The 19373-nt window shown below is 64.9% G+C and carries 17 protein-coding genes and 1 pseudogene; 3 read left to right on the top strand and 15 right to left on the bottom strand.

All coding sequences use genetic code 11. The features are described from left to right. Window positions 1-10: 10 nt before the first annotated feature. From AC1DFU_RS26535 to AC1DFU_RS26500, 8 genes are all read right to left on the bottom strand, one after another. Entirely contained in the window at window positions 11-1744 is a 1734-nt protein-coding gene (locus tag AC1DFU_RS26535) for a thiamine pyrophosphate-binding protein (protein WP_441593658.1), read from the bottom strand. Continuing rightward, on the bottom strand, window positions 1737-2540 hold the full coding sequence (locus AC1DFU_RS26530; protein WP_092293439.1) for an SDR family oxidoreductase: 804 nt from the start codon (window positions 2538-2540) through the stop codon (window positions 1737-1739). Before AC1DFU_RS26530 ends, AC1DFU_RS26535 begins: the two co-directional genes overlap by 8 nt. A gap of 22 nt (window positions 2541-2562) precedes the next feature. Then, complete coding sequence (locus AC1DFU_RS26525) at window positions 2563-3402, bottom strand: IclR family transcriptional regulator (RefSeq protein ID WP_092293441.1); 840 nt, start codon at window positions 3400-3402, stop codon at window positions 2563-2565. Between the two features lie 35 nt (window positions 3403-3437). Further along, a complete protein-coding gene (locus tag AC1DFU_RS26520; protein ID WP_441593657.1) occupies window positions 3438-3974 on the bottom strand; it encodes a cupin domain-containing protein in 537 nt (178 codons plus the stop codon). Window positions 3975-3993: 19 nt separating this feature from the next. Next, on the bottom strand, window positions 3994-4764 hold the full coding sequence (locus AC1DFU_RS26515; RefSeq protein WP_441593656.1) for an SDR family oxidoreductase: 771 nt from the start codon (window positions 4762-4764) through the stop codon (window positions 3994-3996). Next, window positions 4757-5812, bottom strand: coding sequence for an aromatic ring-hydroxylating dioxygenase subunit alpha (locus tag AC1DFU_RS26510; RefSeq protein ID WP_441593655.1), 1056 nt, complete (start codon window positions 5810-5812; stop codon window positions 4757-4759). Before AC1DFU_RS26510 ends, AC1DFU_RS26515 begins: the two co-directional genes overlap by 8 nt. A gap of 25 nt (window positions 5813-5837) precedes the next feature. Next, the gene (locus AC1DFU_RS26505; RefSeq protein WP_092293449.1) at window positions 5838-6158 is read right to left on the bottom strand and encodes a recombinase-like helix-turn-helix domain-containing protein; all 321 of its coding nucleotides are present in this window, start codon (window positions 6156-6158) and stop codon (window positions 5838-5840) included. Between the two features lie 187 nt (window positions 6159-6345). Next, window positions 6346-7224 (bottom strand): alpha/beta fold hydrolase, encoded by an 879-nt coding sequence (locus AC1DFU_RS26500; protein ID WP_441593654.1) that lies wholly within the window; start codon window positions 7222-7224, stop codon window positions 6346-6348. Window positions 7225-7721: 497 nt separating this feature from the next. On the opposite strand from AC1DFU_RS26500, the gene AC1DFU_RS26495 reads away from it, so the two are divergent. Then, window positions 7722-8816, top strand: coding sequence for a porin (locus AC1DFU_RS26495; RefSeq protein ID WP_092293453.1), 1095 nt, complete (start codon window positions 7722-7724; stop codon window positions 8814-8816). 159 nt (window positions 8817-8975) lie between these two features. Continuing rightward, window positions 8976-9971: a Bug family tripartite tricarboxylate transporter substrate binding protein gene (locus AC1DFU_RS26490; RefSeq protein ID WP_092293455.1), complete on the top strand. Its 996-nt coding sequence runs from the start codon at window positions 8976-8978 to the stop codon at window positions 9969-9971. Here AC1DFU_RS26490 and AC1DFU_RS26485 read toward each other — a convergent pair. From AC1DFU_RS26485 to AC1DFU_RS26470, 4 genes are all read right to left on the bottom strand, one after another. Next, window positions 9952-10347, bottom strand: a complete 396-nt coding sequence (locus AC1DFU_RS26485; protein ID WP_441593653.1) for a hypothetical protein — start codon at window positions 10345-10347, stop codon at window positions 9952-9954. The genes AC1DFU_RS26490 and AC1DFU_RS26485 overlap by 20 nt on opposite strands. A gap of 26 nt (window positions 10348-10373) precedes the next feature. Beyond that, window positions 10374-11384: a PAAR domain-containing protein gene (locus AC1DFU_RS26480; protein ID WP_441593652.1), complete on the bottom strand. Its 1011-nt coding sequence runs from the start codon at window positions 11382-11384 to the stop codon at window positions 10374-10376. Window positions 11385-11592: 208 nt separating this feature from the next. Beyond that, window positions 11593-13809 (bottom strand): DUF6351 family protein, encoded by a 2217-nt coding sequence (locus AC1DFU_RS26475; protein WP_441593651.1) that lies wholly within the window; start codon window positions 13807-13809, stop codon window positions 11593-11595. A 246-nt stretch (window positions 13810-14055) separates the two neighbouring features. Continuing rightward, window positions 14056-14421 (bottom strand): hypothetical protein, encoded by a 366-nt coding sequence (locus AC1DFU_RS26470; protein ID WP_092293461.1) that lies wholly within the window; start codon window positions 14419-14421, stop codon window positions 14056-14058. 132 nt (window positions 14422-14553) lie between these two features. Between AC1DFU_RS26470 and AC1DFU_RS26465 the strand changes: the two genes are divergently transcribed. Continuing rightward, window positions 14554-14775: a DUF1484 domain-containing protein gene (locus tag AC1DFU_RS26465; protein WP_255370769.1), complete on the top strand. Its 222-nt coding sequence runs from the start codon at window positions 14554-14556 to the stop codon at window positions 14773-14775. A gap of 47 nt (window positions 14776-14822) precedes the next feature. Here the strand turns inward: AC1DFU_RS26465 and AC1DFU_RS26460 are convergent, their stop codons facing one another. The 3 genes and pseudogenes from AC1DFU_RS26460 to AC1DFU_RS26450 all read right to left on the bottom strand — a co-directional run. Continuing rightward, window positions 14823-15056, bottom strand: a complete 234-nt coding sequence (locus AC1DFU_RS26460) for a hypothetical protein (protein WP_477159499.1) — start codon at window positions 15054-15056, stop codon at window positions 14823-14825. Window positions 15057-15458: 402 nt separating this feature from the next. Continuing rightward, window positions 15459-17222: a ShlB/FhaC/HecB family hemolysin secretion/activation protein gene (locus AC1DFU_RS26455; protein WP_477159824.1), complete on the bottom strand. Its 1764-nt coding sequence runs from the start codon at window positions 17220-17222 to the stop codon at window positions 15459-15461. A 1221-nt stretch (window positions 17223-18443) separates the two neighbouring features. Next, a pseudogene (locus AC1DFU_RS26450) lies at window positions 18444-19373 on the bottom strand (hypothetical protein); the annotation flags it as partial.

The raw sequence follows: 19373 nt of genomic DNA, 5'->3' as shown, positions 1-19373 counted from the left end.
CCTGGTTGGCTTAAGCCGCCGCCGCAGCGGCTGCTGCCGCCGGGGTCGATACGGGGCTGGAAGTCGGGCTTGCAATCGGCTGCTGCTTGTTGACCGGCGGGCCGGCGAACACGGTCTTGAAGCTGCCGATGGACAGCATGTCGATTTCCAGCAGGAACGGGCCCGGCTCGACCGTGGCCTCTTCCAGCGCCGCGCCGATGTCGGCGAGGTTGCTCACACGGCGGTGACGCAGCGCGAGCGACTTCGAGAGCTGGGCGTAGTCCGGCGTGTGCAGGTCCACGTAGTGGCGGCGACCGCCGTACTGCGCGTCCTGGATGTTCTTGATCACGCCGTAGCCCTTGTCGTTCATCAGCACGATGACCATGTCGGCACGCTCCTGCACCGCCGTGGCGAGTTCGCCCAGGTTCAGGATGAACCCGCCATCGCCGGCCAGCGTGAAGGTCTTCTTGCCCGAAGCCGTGGCCGCCGCGCCGATGGCGGCGCCGATGCCCATGGCCAGGCCCTGGCCGATACCGCCGCCGAGCGCGTGCACGCCGGCGCGGGAATCGAAAATCTGCAGGTGACGGTTGCCCCAGGTGCTGTTGGACACCGTGACGTCGCGCACCCAGTTGAAGTTGCGGCCCACCGCCTGCTGGAGCGCCTGCACCAGCGCGCTGTACGGGCCGAGGCCGTCCACCAGCGCGCCCACGGCCACGTCGTGGGCACGGCGCAGGTCGGCGGCGAAACTGGCGTCCACTTTCAGGCGGCCTTCAAGCCGATCGGCGAGGCCATCCAGCGCCAGCGCGGCGTCGCCGCTGACGAAGTGGTCGCTCTGGTAGCAGCGGCCTTCCGAGGCCGGATCGGCGTCGATGCGCAGCAGCGGGCGCGGCAGCTTCAGCTCGTACTTCAGGGTTTCATTGCCGCGCAGGCGCGAGCCGACCACCAGCATCGCATCGCACGTCTGGTAGAAGGTTTCGATGGGCTTGTGGAGGTTGTAGGCGCCCAGCGAGCGCGGATCGTCCTCCGCCACGATGCCGCGACCCTGCGTGGAGGTGACCACGCCAAACCCCATGTCCAGCAGGCGCTTGACCTGCTGGCTGGCGTGGCGCGCGCCGCCGCCGAGCCACAGCATCGGCCGGCGGGCCTTGGCGAGTTGGTCGGCCAGCGCGTCGAGCGCATGGGCCGAGGGCTGGTGCTGCGGCACCGGCAGCGGTTGCAGGTCGGCCGGCATCGGGATCAGCGCGGCCTGGATGTCGATGGGGATTTCCACGCTGACCGGGCCGGTCGGCGCCGTCAGCGCGGTCTGCACGGCCAGCTTGATGGTCGAGAGCGCGGTGTCGGCGCTGCGGATGCGGAAGGCGGCCTTCGACACGGCCTTCAGCATGGTGAGCTGGTCCGGGGCCTCGTGGATATAGGCGAGGCTCTGGTCCAGGTACGGCGTTTCGATCTGGCCGGTGATGTGGAGCATCGGCGTGCCGGCCGTCAGGGCCTCGACCATCGCGCCGGCGGCATTGCCCGCCGCCGTGCCCGTGCTGGTCAGGCACACGCCCAGGCCACCCGTGGTGCGGGCGTAGGCATCGGCCATATTGGTGCCGCCCGCTTCGCCGCGCGCCGGCACGAAGCGGATCTTGCCGCGCTCGCCCATCGCGTCGAGGATGGGCATGTTGTGGATCGAAATCACGCCGAAGGCAGCCTTGACGCCGCATTGTTCGAGGAAGGCCGCGATGGCGCAGCCCACGGTGACTTGTTGTTGTTCGTTACGCATGACGGGAGAGTCCTCCGGAAATATCGATGTGGCTGCCCGTGGTGTACGAAGACAACGGCGAGGCAAGGAACAGGATGGCGCGCGCGGCTTCCTGCGGCAGGCCGAGACGGCCCAGTTGGATGTTCTTCTGGCGGGCCAGACGCGCGGTCCACGCGGTCCAGTCCAGGTGGCGGTCTTCCTCCGGGCGCGCGTCGAAGCGGCGGCGCCACTGGCCGGACTCGACGAGCCCGATCAGGATGCCGTTCACGCGCACGCCGCGCGGCGCGAATTCGGTGGCCAGCGAGCGCACGAGGTTGTGCACGCCGGCGCGCGCCGCCGAGGTGGCGACCATGTGCGGCTCCGGCTGGGTAGCCAGCAGCGAGTTCACGCAGACCACGGCGCCCTGCCCCGACTGCTCGAGTTGCGGCAGGAAGGCACGGGTCGGGTGGATCACGGAGAAGAACTTCAGTTGCAGCTCCTCCATCCAGGCGGCGTCCTCGGTGCTGGCGAAGGTCGACACGCGGCCCTGGCCGGCGTTGTTGACCAGCATGTCCACCGGGCCGAGTTCGCGCGCCACGTCGGCGGCGAAGGCGTTGACCTGCGCAGCCTGCAGCACGTCGCACTGGGCCGCGTAGAGGCGGCAGCCGGTGAAACGCGCGCGCAGCGAGGCCTCGGCCTGGCGCAGGCGCCGTTCGTCACGGCCGCACATGGCCACGGCGGCGCCGGCTTCCAGCAACAGTTCGACGGTCGCCAGCCCGATGCCGGAGGACCCGCCGGTCACGACGGCCACTTTGCCGTCGAGTTGAATCATGGACATCGTCCTCACTCCCCTCTTTTGCTCATTCCCGATGTAAAGACACGACCTTGCCGTGCCCGTTGGCGCGATGCGGCCGGTAGTCCAGCAGCCGCGACAGCTCGCGCGCGGACGCCCTCACCCGCTCCACCATCAGCCCGAGCTGCTCCGGGTCGATGCGCGACGCCGGGATCGTGGCGCCCAGCGCGGCGGTGACCTTGCCGGTGCGGTCGCGCACCGGCGCGGCGATGGTGGAGATGCTGGCTTCGAAGAAGCCTTCGTGCAGCACGTAGCCGCGCGAGCGGTCTTGCTGCACCATCTCGAACAGCGCGTCCACGGTGCGTGGCGTGCTGTCCGAGTAGATCTGCAACTGCGGCTCCGGATAGATCTCGCGTAGCTGCGCCAGCGAGAGGTCTTCCAGCAGCACGCGCCCCAGCACGGTCGCATGCACCGGCAGGCGCGTGCCCACGTTGACATTGCTGGCGAACGGGCGCGACGCCGCCGACTTGGCGACGTAGACCACCGAGCGGCCATCGCGCACCACGAGGTTGCACGGGTACTCGATTTCATCGCGCAGCTTGTTCAGCAGCGGCGCGCCCAGTTCGGTCAGCTCCAGCGAGGCCAGGTAGTCGAAGCCGAGCCGGAGCACGGCCAGGCCCAGCCGGTATTCGCGGCCGCCGTCGGCACGCTCCACGTAGCCCGTGGCTTCCAGCGTCGCCAGCAGGCGGAACACCGTGGAGCGGGGCACGTCGAGCCGGCGCGCGAGGTCGGCCGCCGACAGCACGCGGTCACGCGCGCTGAACTCGGCCAGCAGGCGCAGGCCACGCTCCAGGCCGGGCACGATGTACCGGTCCTGGATCTCGGCGGGCAGTGGTTGGGTGCTCATGGCGGATGGCTGGATGGATCGACGATCGGCGCGGTTCAGCGCTTGACCTGGGTGAGCGGATGCTCGGGCGGGTACGTCGGCGTGATCGGCTTCCTGGCGCCGAGCATCACGCACATCAGCGCGTCTTCGTCGCCGATGTTGATTTCCTCGCGGTACACGCCCGGCGGCACCGACACGAGGTCGCGGTCGGTCAGGATGGTCTCGAAGCGCTCGCCGTCCTTCTCCAGGACCAGCTTGATCTTGCCGCGCAGGATGAAGAAGACCTCTTCCACATCGGTGTGCAGGTGCGACGGGCCTTCGTGGCCGGCCGGGATGATCATCGTGGAGAACGTGAAATGCTCCGACGGCACCGTGTTGGTGTCCGCGGCCACGCCGGTGCCGCCCGTACCGAGGTAGCGCATCTGGGCGCGGCGGTACTTCGGGTCGTAGTCGGCCTGGAACTTCAGGGCATCCCAGTCGTACCGGCGGGTGGAGAAGCGCGCCACGCGGCTTTCCATCCACTGGTCGAACGAGGCGTCGGCAGGTTGCTCCCAGCTACGCTTGATGTTTTCCTGTTGGGACATATCGCTCATTGGATCGGGTTCCTTGGTTTCAGTGCATGACAAAGCCGCCGTTCACGGCCAGGGTCTGGCCGGTGACGAAGCGGGAGAGGTCGGACAGCGCGAACAGCACGGCGCCGCAGACATCGTCGGGGACTTGCTCGCGCTGGAGCGCGCGCTGGTTGCGGTACAGGTCGTGGCGGTGCTGCGGCACGTATTCGGTGGCTTCCACCAGCGTGAGGCCCGGCGCCACGGCGTTGACCGTGACCTGCGCATCGCCCAGTTCACGGGCCAGCGAGCGGGTCATGCCGATGATGGCGCTCTTGCTGGCCACGTAGGCCAGCAGGTTGGGCGCGCCCCACAGCGGGGTGTCCGAGGCCAGGTTGACCACGGCGCCCCGGCCGCTGGCGCGCAGCGCGGGCGTGCAGGCGGCGGTCATCAGCCAGGTGCCGCGCACGTTCACGCTCATCACGCGGTCCCAGGTGGCCACGTCCAGCGCGGTCAGGTCCCGGCCGCCGGAATCGGTGACCGCGCCGTTGTTGACCAGGCCGTCGAGGCCGCCGAGGGCCTCTGCGGCGGCGGCGGCGCAGGCCTGCACCGAGGCCGGGTCGTTCAGGTCCAGCGTCAGCGGCACCACGTTGAAGCCGCGCGCCTGCAAGGCGGCGGCCGATTCCTGCACGCGGTCCGCGAGGATGTCGGCCATCGCCACGGCGCCGCCGGCTTCGGCAATCGCGGTGGCGAAGGCCAGCCCGAGGCCGCGCGCGGCGCCGGTGACCAGCACCTTGCGCCCTGCCAGCAGGTTGGCGGTTGCGGCGTCACGCATGGCTGGGGACTCCGCCTGCCGGTTGCAGCATCGCCACCGGTTCGTTGGCCACTTCGGCATCGGCGCGGCGCTTCAGCAGGCGGCGCACGCGGGTGATGCCGGCGTCGTGCTGGTACAGCATCTCGTGGTCGCGCGCGTTCGGCGCCATCGACTCCAGCACCACGCGGTCTTGCTCGAGGACGTCCCAGTGCAGCCCTTCCAGGCGGTTGCGATACAGGAAGCGCCACACGTCGCGCTCCCAGCCCTGCACGTGGCGGGTGCGCCAGAAGAACACCAGGCAGTGATCCTCGTCCACCGGCGTGGCCATGCCGACGATGCCGAACGGGCCGCCGGGGCCGACCTTGTCGCGGTAGGGGATGGACAGGCGCAGCCACAGCGTGCCGGTCTCGCCGAATTCCACCCAGTCGAAGTTCACGCCGCGCTGGCCGGTCTTCTCGAAGATCAGGCCGCTGTCGGTCTCGCGGATCTGCATGACGGCCGACTTCTCGCCGCTGGCCATCGAGTGCGAGACGGCGTGCAGGTAGGCGCCGTGCATCGGGTCCATGACGTTGTCGATCGCGTAGCGGTAGTTGCAGTCCCAGTGGGCCACGCAGAGGAAGTTGGTGTGTTCGTCGCTGACCAGTTCCTCGGGCAGGCGCAGGGCATCGGCTTCGGCCGGGGCGCTGTCGCCGAACCACAGGAAGATCGCGCCGGCCTGCTCCTGCACCGGGTAGCTGCGCACGCAGGTGCGGCCTTCCAGCGGGCAGCTCTCCACGGCCGGCACGCTCTTGACCTGGCCGTCGCCGCCCACTTCCACGCCGTGGTACCAGCAGGCCACGCGGTCGCCGAGGTTCCAGCCCATCGACAGACGCGCGCCACGGTGCGGGCAGCGGTCTTCCAACGCGTGCAGCGCGCCGGCGTTGTCACGCCACATGACGATGTTCTGGCCCAGGCGGGTGATGCCGATGGGCGCGTGGGTGACCTGCCACGACGCCGCCACCGGATACCAGTAGTTGCGCAGGCCGCTGTTCAGACGCGCCTCGGCACGTGCTTGCTTGTTCGATTCCATGTCTTGTCTCGCTGGGGTTCCGGCGTCAGGCGCCCAGGCGGCGCATTTCGGCGAGGAAGGCTTCCTCGGTCCACGGCTGGCCATCGGCGGCCAGGAAATTCGTGCGGTTGAGCGCGCGGACGATGTCGCCGGGGTTCTTGGCGCCGCCCTCGAAGGCCGCCTCCAGCGCATCGGCTAGCGCGTTCTCGTACGCGGTGGGGGCCGCCGCACGGGTCTGCCAGACGATGTTGGCCACCTTGCCCGGCTGCTCGATATGGCCCTTGCCCGCTACGTTGTTCGGCGCGGGGCGCTCCCACGGCACCAGGTTCGGGTTGTACGAGAGGCTTTCCATTGCGCTTTGCTCCATGGCTGGCTTTGTTGGGGACGGCGGGTTCAACCGCGCTCGCGTTCTCAGGCTCGCTTTGTTTTACCTATGAAACACGAGTTTAAATATTGAACACAGGTACGACTATAGACAACGACGCTTCAAAAATTGACTGGGGTTAACCCCGTGAAGCGCCGGTTCGTGGCGGAGAAGTGCTGAAACCCTCGCCTTAATCGTGCAGCGTGGCGCGAATCCGTTGGGCGACGGCCTGGGGCTGCTCGATGTAGCAGGCGTGGCCGGCGTCGGCGATCAGGTGGAACGGAAACTGGCATCGCCCGGCCAGCGCGGACGAGGCGGCGGGCGTGGTCACCACGTCCTGCGCGCCGCAGCCGACATCCACGGGGCGGGAGGCATCGGCAAGGTATTCATCGATGTCATCGCCACAGAGCAATGCGACCGCCTGGCGATAGCCGTCCGGATGCAGGCGGCGCATATTCCAGCGCACCCAGGCTTGGGCATCGGGCGTGGCAGCCGGGCTGAGCAGGCGGGTGGGGCCGCGCTGGGCGAGACCATCGACGCCGAGGGTGTCGAGCGCTTCGAGGCGCTGGGCCGAGACCTCGCGCGACTTGGCCTCATTACCCGGCGCGCCATAGCCGAGTGCGGGACTCAATAGAAGGAAGCTGGCCGGTTGCATGTCCGGCGCGGCCTGGGCGGCGTAGCCGGCGGCCATCAGCGCGCCGAGCGAATGGCCGACGATCAGGTCCGGGCGGACCTGGAGAGCGGCCAGCAGTTGCTCGAGCCGCGCGGCGTAGTCGCGGGCCGTGGGGGCGGGCATCGGCAATGGGGTGGAATCGCCGTAACCTGGCGCATCCCAGGCAATCACCCGCGCGCCGGCGGCGAGCAGGCTCGCGCAGGGCAGCCAGGATGCCGCGCCGGAGCTGATGCCGTGCAGCAACACGATCACCGGACCATGCGCGCCACCGACGCGGCAGGACACGCGTGTGCCTTGCGCATCGACCGTCACGGTACGCGCGGCGAAATGGTTGTCCAACGCCGCCAGCAGGTCGGCGCCCGGTTCAAGTGCTCGATGGGGCGCGTTTTGTTCCATATGTGAAACCTGTATTTATAAATAAAACTCCTCGACTATAGGCCGGGTTCCGGGAGGGGTGGGATCAGGGTAAACAAGTAGAAAAAATCCACGTCTGAAGCGCCGCCGCCGCGCGCAGTCCGGACGGCCTCGGCATGCCCCGCAACGGGGCATCGTCAGATTTCACCCGAAAGCGGCTTGCTGCCTCGGTTTGCCGAGCGAGGACTGACTTCGCCCGCCCGGCCACTTTCGCAAAGGCGGTGCGCTGCCCTGGAAGCCGCGCACCACAACGATTCCAGGCCTTTGTGGTATCCGCGCCATGCCACGGCGTCGCCATGTCGCCTCACTAGGGTTCCCCCTGATCTACGCCGCAGGCTCTCCTGTCTATATTTCGCTGAACGTTTCCTATGTAGTTCATTGTTTTACTAATGAAACGCAAAGACGGATCGGTCCCCCAACATGCCCCGGCCGGACGGAAACGCAGACGAGCCCACGAAAACTAGAGAAGGAAACGGTAGATGAAGATCGGAAAGTACGCGGCAGGCCTGCTGGCCGCAGCGCCCCTGCTGGCCTCGGCGCAATCGTCCGTCACACTGTATGGCGTGGTGGACACCGGCGTCGAGTTCGTCAACAACGTCGGCGCGGCCGGCAACAGCGTGGCCCGCATGAATACGCTGACCGGCACCGTGCCGTCCCGCTGGGGCCTGCGCGGCACCGAGGATCTCGGCGGCGGCCTGAAGAGCGTCTTCGTGCTGGAGTCCGGCTTCGCGCCGGATTCCGGCACCGCCAACCAGGGCGGGCGCCTGTTCGGGCGCCAGGCGCTGGTCGGCCTGAGCGGCAAGTGGGGCCAGGTCTCGTTCGGCCGCCAGTACACCATGCTGTTCTGGGCCGTGCTCGATCCGGACATCCTCGGGCCGAACGCGTTCGGCTCCGGTTCGCTGGACAGCTACATCCCGAACACCCGCGCCGACAACGCCATCGCGTACAAGGGCACCTTCGGCGGCCTGACCGTGGGCGGCACGTACAGCTTCGGCCGCGACGTGGCCAACGCCGGTCCGAGCCCGGCCGGCACGAACTGCGCCGGCGAGAATCCGGCCGACAAGTCGCAGTGCCGCGAGTGGTCCGCCATGATCGGCTGGGACCAGAAGACCTGGGGCATTACCGCCGCGTATGACTCGCAGCGCGGTGGCCCGGGCGCCTTCGCCGGCCTGACCAGCAGCAGCCTCCGTGACGACCGCGCCTCGCTGGCTGGCTACGTGTTGCTCGATCGCACCAAGATCGGCGCCGGCGTGATCCGCCGCGAGAACCAGGGCAGCGCCACGCCGATCTCGGCGCTGTACTACATCGGCGCCGCATACGACATCACGCCCGCGTTCACGCTGGCCGGCCAGGTCTACTATCTGAACTACAACAGCAGTGATAACAAGTCGATGCTGTACGCCATCCGCGGCATGTACAACTTCAGCAAGCGCACGGCCGTGTATGCGACCGCCGGCTTTATCAACAACGACGGCAACCTGACGTTGTCCGTCAGCGGCGCGCAGGCCGGCGCCAACACGAAGCCGGGCGGCCAGCAGTTTGGCGCCATGCTCGGCATCAAGCACATCTTCTAAGAACGGCGGACGCACGCGGCGCCGGGCAGCGTGTCCTCTGCCTTGCGCGCCGCTCGCCACAAGCCCGATGGGAAATCCGGCACAGCACCGTTTCCCCGACTCCTTCGCGCCGCCATGCCCCCGCATCGGGCGCGAACCCTGACAAGAGGTGTTTCGACCATGAAGACTGTCCGCCGCAACGTTCTCGCCGCCATGGGTGCGGCCTTCGGCGCCGCTGCCCTGCTCGCCGCCCTGCCCGCGATGGCCCAGGGCGGCTACCCCAACAAGCCGATCACCATCGTGGTGGCCTACCCCGCCGGCGGCGACGTGGACGTGCTCGCCCGCCTGATGGCCGACAAGCTCGGCGCGCGGCTGAAGCAATCGGTAGTGGTGGAGAACCGCACCGGCGCCGCCGGCACCATCGGCAGCGCCTACGTGGCGCGCGCCGCCGCCGACGGCTACACGCTGCTGATGGCGCCCAACACGTTGTCGATCGCCCCGCTGGTGTTGAAGTCCGGCACCGGCGCCACCTACGACGTGCAGAACGACTTCACGCCGATTGCGCAGCTCGGCACGCAATCGCTGTTCGTGGTGGTGGCCAAGACCACCGGCATCACCAAGATGAGCGACCTCGTGGCGCGCGCCAAGGCCGGCAAGCTGGAGACGTACGCCACGCCGGGCAATGGCTCGCCGATGCACATCATGGGCGAGATGTTCAACAAGTCGGCCAGCGTGAAGATCGCGCAGGTGCCGTACCGGGGCACGGCGCCGGCCATCGTCGACGTGCTGGGCGGGCAGGTGCCGATGACCTACGTCACCTACGGCGCCGTGGCGCAGTACGTCGGCAACGGCAGCCTGGTGCCGCTGGCCGTGGCCGACACCAAGCGCTCCCCCTTCGCGCCGAACGTGCCGACGCTGGGCGAGCTGGGCTACAAGGACGTGGAGATTGGCGCGTGGCAGGCGATGCTGGGCCCGAAGAATCTGCCGCCGGAAATCGTCCGCACGCTGAACGGCCATGTGAACGAGATCCTCAAGCAGCCCGACGTCATCGCCAGGATGGCGACCATCGCCGTCACACCAGTCGGCGGCGAGCCCGCCGTGCTCCAGAAGCTGATTGCGGCGGACACCGCGCGCTACACCAAACTCGTGAAGGAATTCAATATCCAGGCCGATTAGACGTCTGAATCTTGAAGGTGCCGGCGCCGAAAACACCGGTAGTACTGGCCACCCCGGCATTGCTGCCGGGGTTTTTTTGTTTCTGGTGGAGTTGGTGATGGATCCATACCCTGGACACCGCAAACGCCAGCATGACGCAAACGATGCCAATTGCGAACGCCCGGAGCATCGCCCATTTGTGCGGGCGACGCCGGACGAGCGCGATGAAGAAGACAAGCAGACCCACGATAAGCAATGCGGCGACTGCCAGCGCGGCCATCGCAAGGTAGGCCGCAGCCGGACCGGTATAGCGGTCCCCGGGCTTGAAAGGGGTCAGCACCAGCGCCACGACGTAGGCCACGCCCACGATGGCAAGAAGCCACGCGATGACGTTCATGGTGCGCAGCAACCTTGATCCCGGCGTCATCGTAGGCCTTCCGATGCGAGACGCTTCGCAAGGCCTTCCCACCGACGTGGACTGTCTTTCACGGCGTGCGCGTAATAGAAGTGTCCCTCTCCCTTTCCATCCAGCATCTGTTTGCCAAGAATGGGCGCCATGGCAACAAGTTCGACCCAGGACATTCCGGCATAGATCGGATCCCCAAACTCCCGCAGATCAATCGTCACAACCTTGCCTATGCGGGGGTGCGTCTGTAGATCGGATAGGAAATCCTCGTCGATCGGGGATCCGATCAGGACAAGATGGTCGATCACGTGGCCTGCGCGTGCATAGGACCAGGCAGTTTGCGCGGCTAGCAAGGAGCCGTAGCTATATCCGATCAAGTTGAACTGCGGGGCCTCCGGTGACATGCCTTTCGTGATCGTCCACTCACTGTCATCACGATAGCGCACGACGAGACCAGCCCGGAGGGCATCCAGGATTTGTCCAGCCTCCTTGTAGTCCTCGTTCAGCCCGTGGTTTGCCGAGTTCGTCAGTCCCATGAAACAGTGCTCGATCCCCGCCTTCCGGAACGCCTCCAGTTGTGGCCGCACGTAGTCTCCGTCGAGCCCAGCTCCGCCCCAGTACAACGTCCCGCGCGGCCGCAGAAGGTATTCCTTCGTCGACGGTTTTTCCGCAGCCAAGTGCGTTACACCGGGATTCGGCGTGGCGGCTACCGCGGCTTCCTCCTCCTGCTCTGGCGACCGGTCTACTTCGATCGAAAAGATATGCTGCGACGGCAGCACGCGCGGGTGCTCCTTGCACTTGCAGAACACGCGCGCCCCCGAAACCAGAATCTGCTTCCCATGCAGCGAGTATCTTGGATCGCAGTCGTTGTACACCGGCCCGCCGACCTTGCACGCCGGGCAGGTCGCATGGTCGCCTTCCACGCCAACATTGACGCCGTGGTGAATCGTGTACGTGTTGAGCGCGATCAGCACGCCACCTGTCGTGGTGGCGTTCCCGTTCAACAGTGCGTAGCGTATATCCCGCATGATCCTTCCTCCTTATCGAGACGATGGCTGGCACCTTCGCTCCATTCGAGGAAGAAATCTTTGGCGCAAATCAAGGAAGGGATGCGGCGAGATCCGCCGCTTTCGGGGGGGATCCGGAGGGGAATAGGAAGGTTCTGACCGGCTCGGAAATGAAGCGGGGCGGGAGCCGGCTCTGCGGCCGGTCCGCCCCTGTTACGCCTACCCGCTCCTAGGACTTGGTGATATCGAACACCACGTTCACCGGCGATGGGCCGAACGAGCCGTTCGGGACCACGCCGGACTGGTTGACGCCCGGCTTCGACCAGTCGCATACGCCGCTGGGGAAGATGGCCTGCAGGCGCGTCATCTCGGCGCCCGAGAACATCACCGTGTAGTCAGACGCCGCAATCGGCTTCAGCGTGCACTTGATGATGTTGCCCGCCACCGGTCCGCCCGCCGCGATGCGCGAGGCCGTCCACGAGGGGAACAGCCCGTTGCAGGTGGTGTTGCCGATGGCACTCAGCGTCTGCTTCTCGTTGACGAACGTCGCGGCGTCGCTCCAGCAGCCGTCCACCGCCGTGGCCGGCTTGTGGGTGACCACCTTGTCCTTCTGCGCGGTGGTCGTCACATCGGCCTTGTACGCCGCCACCCACTGGATGAAGGTGTTCCACGCCGTATCGGCCGGCACGGGATTGCCGCGCCACATCACGTGGTTGTTGCTGTCGCCGTTCGCCGCCACCATCCGCTCGCGCAGGGCGAAGTGGAAGTACTGGTAGTGGTAACCCGAGTCGTCGTTGTAGATACCCGTCACGTCGAACACGGGGATGCTCGCCAGCCCGCCGTTGGTGCCGATCTGCAGGCCGCTCTGCTGCGCCCGCAGGATAGCGCCGGGGTCGCCCGCGGTGCGATTGGTCACGTAGTTGGCATCCTGGTCATAGCCGCCAACCTTCTCGTTCAGGTCCAGGAACTGCGTGGTGGTGATCGCCCCGCTGTTCAACGCCGCGAGGCCGTACTGCACGCCCACGTTGTCGTAGGGCCTGAGCGCGAAGCCGGTGGCCTTGTCGACACCGTAGATGTTTTTCGCGGCATCGTAGACCGTGGGACGCACGCCGGTCTTGTTGTTGACCGGGTCATAGCGCACCGACGTCGGCACCACGCTGTTGAACACGCCGGAGTTGTAGCCCGCGTAGTCCACACGCGCCGGCACCGGATCGGTCCGGCCAGCCTGGTTGGCGGCGTCCTCGAAGGCCTTGCGGCTCTTGTAGCCGGTTACGGCCGCGATCTGCGCGTCTGTCAGCGCCGTTGGGAAGAGCGTGATGTAGTGCGTGATCAGGTGCCCATCAGACCCGGCGAAAGCAATCGACAGCGGGTCGGGGAAGGTGCACGAGATGAGCACGCCGTCGAACAGTCCCGGGATGCGGTCTGCCGGCTGCGTGCTGCCATAGGAGCCGCCCGAGCAACCCGCGCTCACCGTGAACGCCGGCACGCCGAAGCGTTCGATCGTGGCTTCCTTCGACATCATCGCCGCCTCGCTGGCCAGCACCGCGTTGCAGTTGTTCGACGCATGCTGGAGCGTGTTGGCGAACGTCGCATAGCCCTCGGCCAGCCGCTGCGTGTTCAACAGGCTGAAGTCGAAACCGGCGCTCTGGATGTTGCCAATCGCCCCGCCCTGGATATACCAGCCGCCGGGGCAGCCGAAGCCTTCCACGGCGATGAGGCGCCGGTTCCAGGCTTTAGGCGGCGAAGTCGGCGTGGGCGCGGATTCCGTCGTCGGGTCATGCAGGACGGCGTTCTGGTAGATGCCGCGATCGACAGTGCCCGTTTCCACGCGCACGATGAAGGGCGCCTGGGTGCCGCTGAGCGTAGTGACCGTCGCCACGTCTGCGGGGCGTGTCCTGGTGTCGGTCATCGGCTTCAGCGCCCCGCCCTGCGTGGACTGGTAGAGATAGGTCACGCGCGTGGTCACGCTGCAGTTCTCGTCGAGCGGCGCGCCAAGCGTGGAGCCATCCGGCAACGCAAACGTGCTGGTCTGGCAGACGAACGGCGTCTGCCAAGGACCCGAGATCACCGGACCGGTGATCGGGTAGTTGGTCATCGTGATGGTCTTGGAAGCCTTGCCCACGCTGGCCGTGACGGAGTTCGTGCCATTCACGAGCCCGGTCAGCACGGCTTGCTGGTGGGAGGAATCGGTGGGGCTGGTCTTGAATTGGGCGCTGACGTCATTGCCATTCAGCGAAACCTTGAGGGGGCGATCGTTGTTCACCGTGGTGGGCACGCCAATGTCGATCAGCGCATTGCCGCCGGTCACATAGTCGGGTTGCGACGAAAGCAGCTGGACGGTGGGCGCGATGCCCGGGTCATCATCCCCGCCTCCGCCGCACGACGAAAGGCCGATGAGCATAATGCCGGCGAGCGCAACGCCGAGCATTCTCCTGATGGATTTCATGGGGAGTCTCCTAATGTTTTTAATGTTCCAGACAGCCCTGTCATGGATCAGCTGCCTGAGGCCAGCTTAGGAGGCAGTTTTGGGCTTTACAACGGGCGTGCGAATTCGCAACGATGGCTTGAAAGAACTGCGCGCGTCTGTGATGTGAGGCACATTGTCTTGAGGCCTGGTGTGTAAGAACACCAAGAAACGTGATGCAGTGCGGGGTGGAATTCCTGCGCGGGTTGAAGTTTTGTGCGCTGTTTTTTACAACGCGGCGTCGACCATCGCGACAGCCAACCCCACGAGCAAGGCCACGGCCGAGCCGATAAACCAGCGCACCGTCTGCCGATATTCATCGACGGCGTCATCCTCGATGCGCAGCGCGCGAAACAGCGCCACGATCTGCAGCGCCACCGCGATCAGCAGTGCCGCAGCGGCGAGAATAGCGAGCGTGCCCCATCGCCCCGGTGTCTCGAGCCCCCAGAATTTCCAGAACGCCAGGGAGAAGCCAAGTAGGACCGTGATCGCCGTGATGATGCCTTGTCGGAATCCGGAAGGAACGACTTGCGGCGTGGGAGGTTTGGGCGGGGTGGACGCGGCGTCTTGCTGGGCGGGCGGTGGCAGGGTCATAGCTTGCCTTGTCTTCTGGGGCGCCCGTCGAGTATAGGTGCCGGGATCCACAGAATGCGAATCGTCTCATGGACTGGCGGGGTGGGATGGGGAAGACTGATCCGACTGAACAGCCCACCTCCCAGATCTAAGATGCGTATGTCCGAATCTAAACTGCCTTCGCCCGCCGGGACGACAACCGGTCCATCGAGCCGCGCGGCCAATGCCGAGGCCGTGCTGGCCGGCCTCGACGGGGTGCTGGAATTGCTGGAGAAGCAAAGCGAGACGTCCGAGCCTTCGTATAACGCTTACTGTTTGCTGGGACTGGTGCGGGGGAAGTTGGCGGAGGTGTTGCGGGAGGGTGGCCAGCGGTAGAGAAGGGCCCGCCCTCACACTTTCGGCCTGTTACCCCATTTCGGCAATCAGTTGCTGACGGCGACGCCGGATGTCTCGGCCGATATGGTCTCCACGCCCAGCAACGGGGCGCCGGTCAACTTGACCGGACCCGCGCCTGGCGCGAGCCAGACCGTGCTTTCGAGCGTGGGAAACAGGCTGTTTGCTCGCTCGTACCGGACTTTCACCTTGCAGGCATTTGGGTAGGCCTTGCCCATGGCGGAGACATCTTCCCGGCCCAGGTACTGGATCGTCAACTGCACGGTTCGACTAGGCGTGGTGGAAAAGGCCGGTTGTGGGTTGGTCGACAGGCGGACTTTTGGAATTCGCTCATCGTCACGGTGCGGGTTTCGTTCGGCAACATCCCGACCAGATTCGGCGCACCGGATGCCCCCGACGTCACATCCGAGTAGGAGAACCGGCGATATTTGGTGTAAGTCGTGCCGGTGCCATCAAACACGCTGCCTCCAACGGCTGCTCGCCTTGGGACCGTTGTCCGTCGGTGCGGCGGATGTACCGGCGCTGCCGGTGTCGTCCGACCCACCACCGCAAGCCGCAATCGCCACCGCGGCAGAAACCATTGTCAATACGAGTGACTTCTTCATGAATGACCCATCCATAGGAGATTGAAAAGAGAACGGTCTGATGCCGTCTTCAGGGGCGTTTTAGTACTGATAGACGAGTTGCATCCCGCCCGTGACGCCTGCGGTATGGAACGCTTCAGGCTTGTACACAGGTGTTCCAACAAAGACGTCATAGGAAACACTGCCGAAACGGGAGCCGAGACCACCACGGAGACCGACAACCGCGCCCGCGAGTTGTGTCCCGACCAGGGCGGCGGTAGTGGGTCCATATACCCGCCCATAATCGATGCCGGCATAGATGGCCTGCCCAGTGCCGCCGAGTGGCGCCTGCAGTTCATTGCGCCAGTAGAAGCCGCGTTCGCCAGCCAGCTGGCTTTCACTATCGAAGCCGCGCACGGTATAGCGGCTGCCGATCGTCAGATCGTCAACGTAATAGAGTCGATCATTGGTGAATTGCCCGCGAACCGTGGTCACATAGCGGAAGCCCTGCTCTGCGATCTTGAAGGGCACTGACAGGTTGGCGTCGAGCACCATCATTCGATACCGCCACGTGGGACCGTCTTCGGCGGCCAACGCATCGGGCTGGGCACCCAAGGCGCCGATGCCTTGCCGAAACCCGAATGACGCGTCTAGCTGCGATTGGCCGAAGTAATGACGATCTGTTACGCCAATCTCGAGGATCGTGTTGTTGCGGCGCTGTTGCGGAATCTCCGTGTCCTCGATATAGCTTTTGCCAAAGCGCCGCGTTAGCCGGACCTGCATACCAAATACATCGTTCTGGTTACGATGCAGGACGCGATGCAGCTTCAGATCAACGTTCTGTGATTTCCCGCTCGATATGAACGTGGTATTCACCCCCGCGATCTGCTGGAAATAGTTGCTGCTATAGGCGGACACCGTGGCCGTCCAGTAACCCCAAGGTACCGAGTAATAGCCATTCCAGCCCCGCGTGCCATGCTCCTTGTTGCTCAGCATCAGGTCCTGGTTATAGCCGACGTTGAACATGTCGTTCAGGCCGAGCGGATTATCGATTCCCAGGCTCAGATTCCCTTGCCACCGCCCGGTGCCACGCGAGCCGGAGTTGTCGACCGACGCCACCACCGTCCACGGCTTGTTGCGCTTGATCGCGATCACGACGTCGCTGCGCCCCGGCGTGGCAGTCGGCACGATCTGCATATCCACATCCTGGCTGGCGACGCGCTTCATCTGCTCGAGGCCCTGCTCCAGGTCACGCAGGTTCAGCAGTTCGCCAGGGCCGGTCGGGAACGCGGTTCGCCACGTGCCCCATAGATCCGGCTCCGCGAAGCGAATCTCGCCGACCACACCGGGAATCAGCGCCAGCTTTAGCGTGCCCGTGGTCAGGTCCTGCTCCGGCACCAGCACCCGCGTGGTGACGTAGCCCTTCGACAGGATCGCCTGCGAGATACCCTTGACCAGCAGTTCCACACCGGCCTTGCCGACGCACGCACCGGTGTAGTGGTCCAGCCATTGCTGCGCGAAGGCGAACGGGTCCATCGGCAGCGCGGAAGCGCCGCTGATCTGCAGATCGGCGGGCAGGTCCTGCGGCACTTCGAGCAGGATGCGGCCGATGCGGAAGCACGGCGCTTCCTCGGGCAGCGTCGGGAACTCCGCTGCGGCGATGGCTTCGGCGCGTACGGCCGGCGCTTGTACGATCGCGGCGCGCTCACGGGCTTCCTGTTGCTGGCGCGTACGCTGGTCCTGCTCGGCGTTGGTCAGGGCGGCGGATTGTGACGGAAGAGCCTGTGCAAGAACGGGGAACACAGGCAAGCCGATGCTAGTCGCAAGCGACGCCGCGACCGCTAGCCGCAATGTTATGGAATGCATTTCAGGCGAATTCGGGCCAGGAACGCCTCAAAGGCGTACTCCTGTTTCAGGTATATGCGATATCGTGGCTCGAAAATCAGGCTTTCACGAGTCCTTGCCAGGACTCTCCCCATTGTAAAAATTCAAGCCACACTTCCAGCAAGTCTTCGGAGCCAAATCCACGGCATTAAACCCTCTCATCCTAAGAATATAATTACACTTTGGACATCTATACTTCGTAAATACCCAATAAAACATCCACAGCAAATACCCCAACATTACGACGAAATTCCAGATTATTCCCGCAGAAATTACAAATAACGTTGAGTAAACGTAAATGAATATTGCGGTTACACCTATTAAAATCCACCTAGCCCTATGAAACCTTAGCAGGTCATCTTTATATGCCAGCATTCAATCCTCGCTTATATGTGAACTCAATAAAATTGACTTTACCTTCAAGGACCAGCCCATATGAGGGTGTTACAGCCACCCCCGCCTTCATTTGAGTGTATGTTCCAACTCCTTTGCCGGCGCCAGTAACATTGGACCAGCCGCCAGCCGAGATGGACGTCTCAACGCTGCCCACACCAAGTTGGGCCGACCCGCCTATCGACGTTCCAATTCGATACTCCCCGCTATTAGCGTCTCTTCCTTGCGTCCAGAGGTCGCCTTTAATCGCTGCGGACTGACCTTTCACCCAACCGTGCCCTCCAGCACCGAATCCGAATCCGACTTTCACATCAGTTGGCGTCCATCCGACGAGCCCAATCTCGCCTTCGCCTCCCAAACCGAAATAGACGCCCGCGCCAACCGACCAAGGCACACCTACTGGCGGCTTCCCCAGTGCTATGCACTCAGCCGATATACAGCCATTGCCCGAGGGAACAAACGGTCGAGAGTCTGAGTACTTTTCTCCTCCGTCGCCCAATACAGGCGCACCCGCCCCAAGCGTCGCGGCATCCCAGCTATACGGCGAATTGCTTCCACCGGTCATCAATTGAACATACGCAGCCAGCCCTGGATCAACTTGAGTCTGCACAGACTGCACCAATGTACGCCCGTCCCCCGAAGGCACGGTGAACGTCCCACCGCCGTCACCACTGTCATAGACACCCTGCGGATTGCTGACTCCGTCCACCACCATCCCAGTGGTCACGTTTTCGCCCCGCTCCGCATTGCTGGCTGCCCGAAGAATGTCACTGACTTGCTTCTCGGTGTACTTCCCTCCGCTAGCCGCAGCTATCGCCGCGCCAGCGCCCGCTCATCCGGATGCAACTGCCTGTTATAAGCATCCGCCATCCCCGCCGTCGCCGCAGCAGCATTTCCGCTCGCCCCTTCCCCCCCAACAATCTTGGCAACCGCCATACCAACAACCTGCAGCATCTTGTCGCGGGTTCCAGGTTCCACGCCGAGGCTACCCATGTTCTCGTCCAACAACCTAATCGCCGCCGTAGCCGCCGCAACCCCTGCCGCTCCAGATCCAAACCCGCCGCCCAGCGCCTTGCTCACCAGCCCACCGATCAGCCCGTGGACAGCCACCTTTACCGGCTCCGGCGCCCCCTTCAGTTGATCGCCCACCACGTCATACAGATAGGGCGCAGCCTGTTGCAGCGTCTGCTGCTTCAGTTGGTCGTAGGCCTGCTGTTCCTTGATCTTCTCCGCGTCGAATATCTTGCCGATGCTCTCGTTGGCGTTCTCCGTATCGCGGTTCAGGCTGGCAATGGTCTCTTCCGCAGTCTTGCCCGTACGCGCCTTCTGACCTTCGGCGTCCGTGATCGTTACCGTACCCTCCGCAATCGCGCTCCGGGTTGCTCCAGCGGCGTTGCCCTTGATCGGCGCACTGCTATTGCCGGCCAGCGTCGCGATTGCCGTCGCGGCTGCGGCGCCCATCACGTCGGTGTTGCCCCAGTTGGTATGCGCCTGCTGGACCGGGCCGTCCATCGGATTGCTCGCTGGAACGCTGCTGCCAGCCGTAAAGCTCCCCGCAATCGTCGACGTATCGCTCTTGTACTCGGCCTTATTCTCGATATCGCTCGTTGTCAGCGTGCCGGTGGTCAGCGTGTTCTTGTCCTTCTCCGCCGTACTCGCGATCACCGCGCCCTTCAGGCCGGTGTTCCCCTCCACGTTGATATCGAACCCGCCCTTGCCGGCATAGAGCCCGGTTTGCTC

The sequence above is a fragment of the Cupriavidus sp. 10L45 genome (assembly GCF_056395225.1).
The sequence above is the reverse complement of the archived record's forward strand: the minus strand, read 5'-3'. Positions and strand labels throughout refer to the sequence as shown.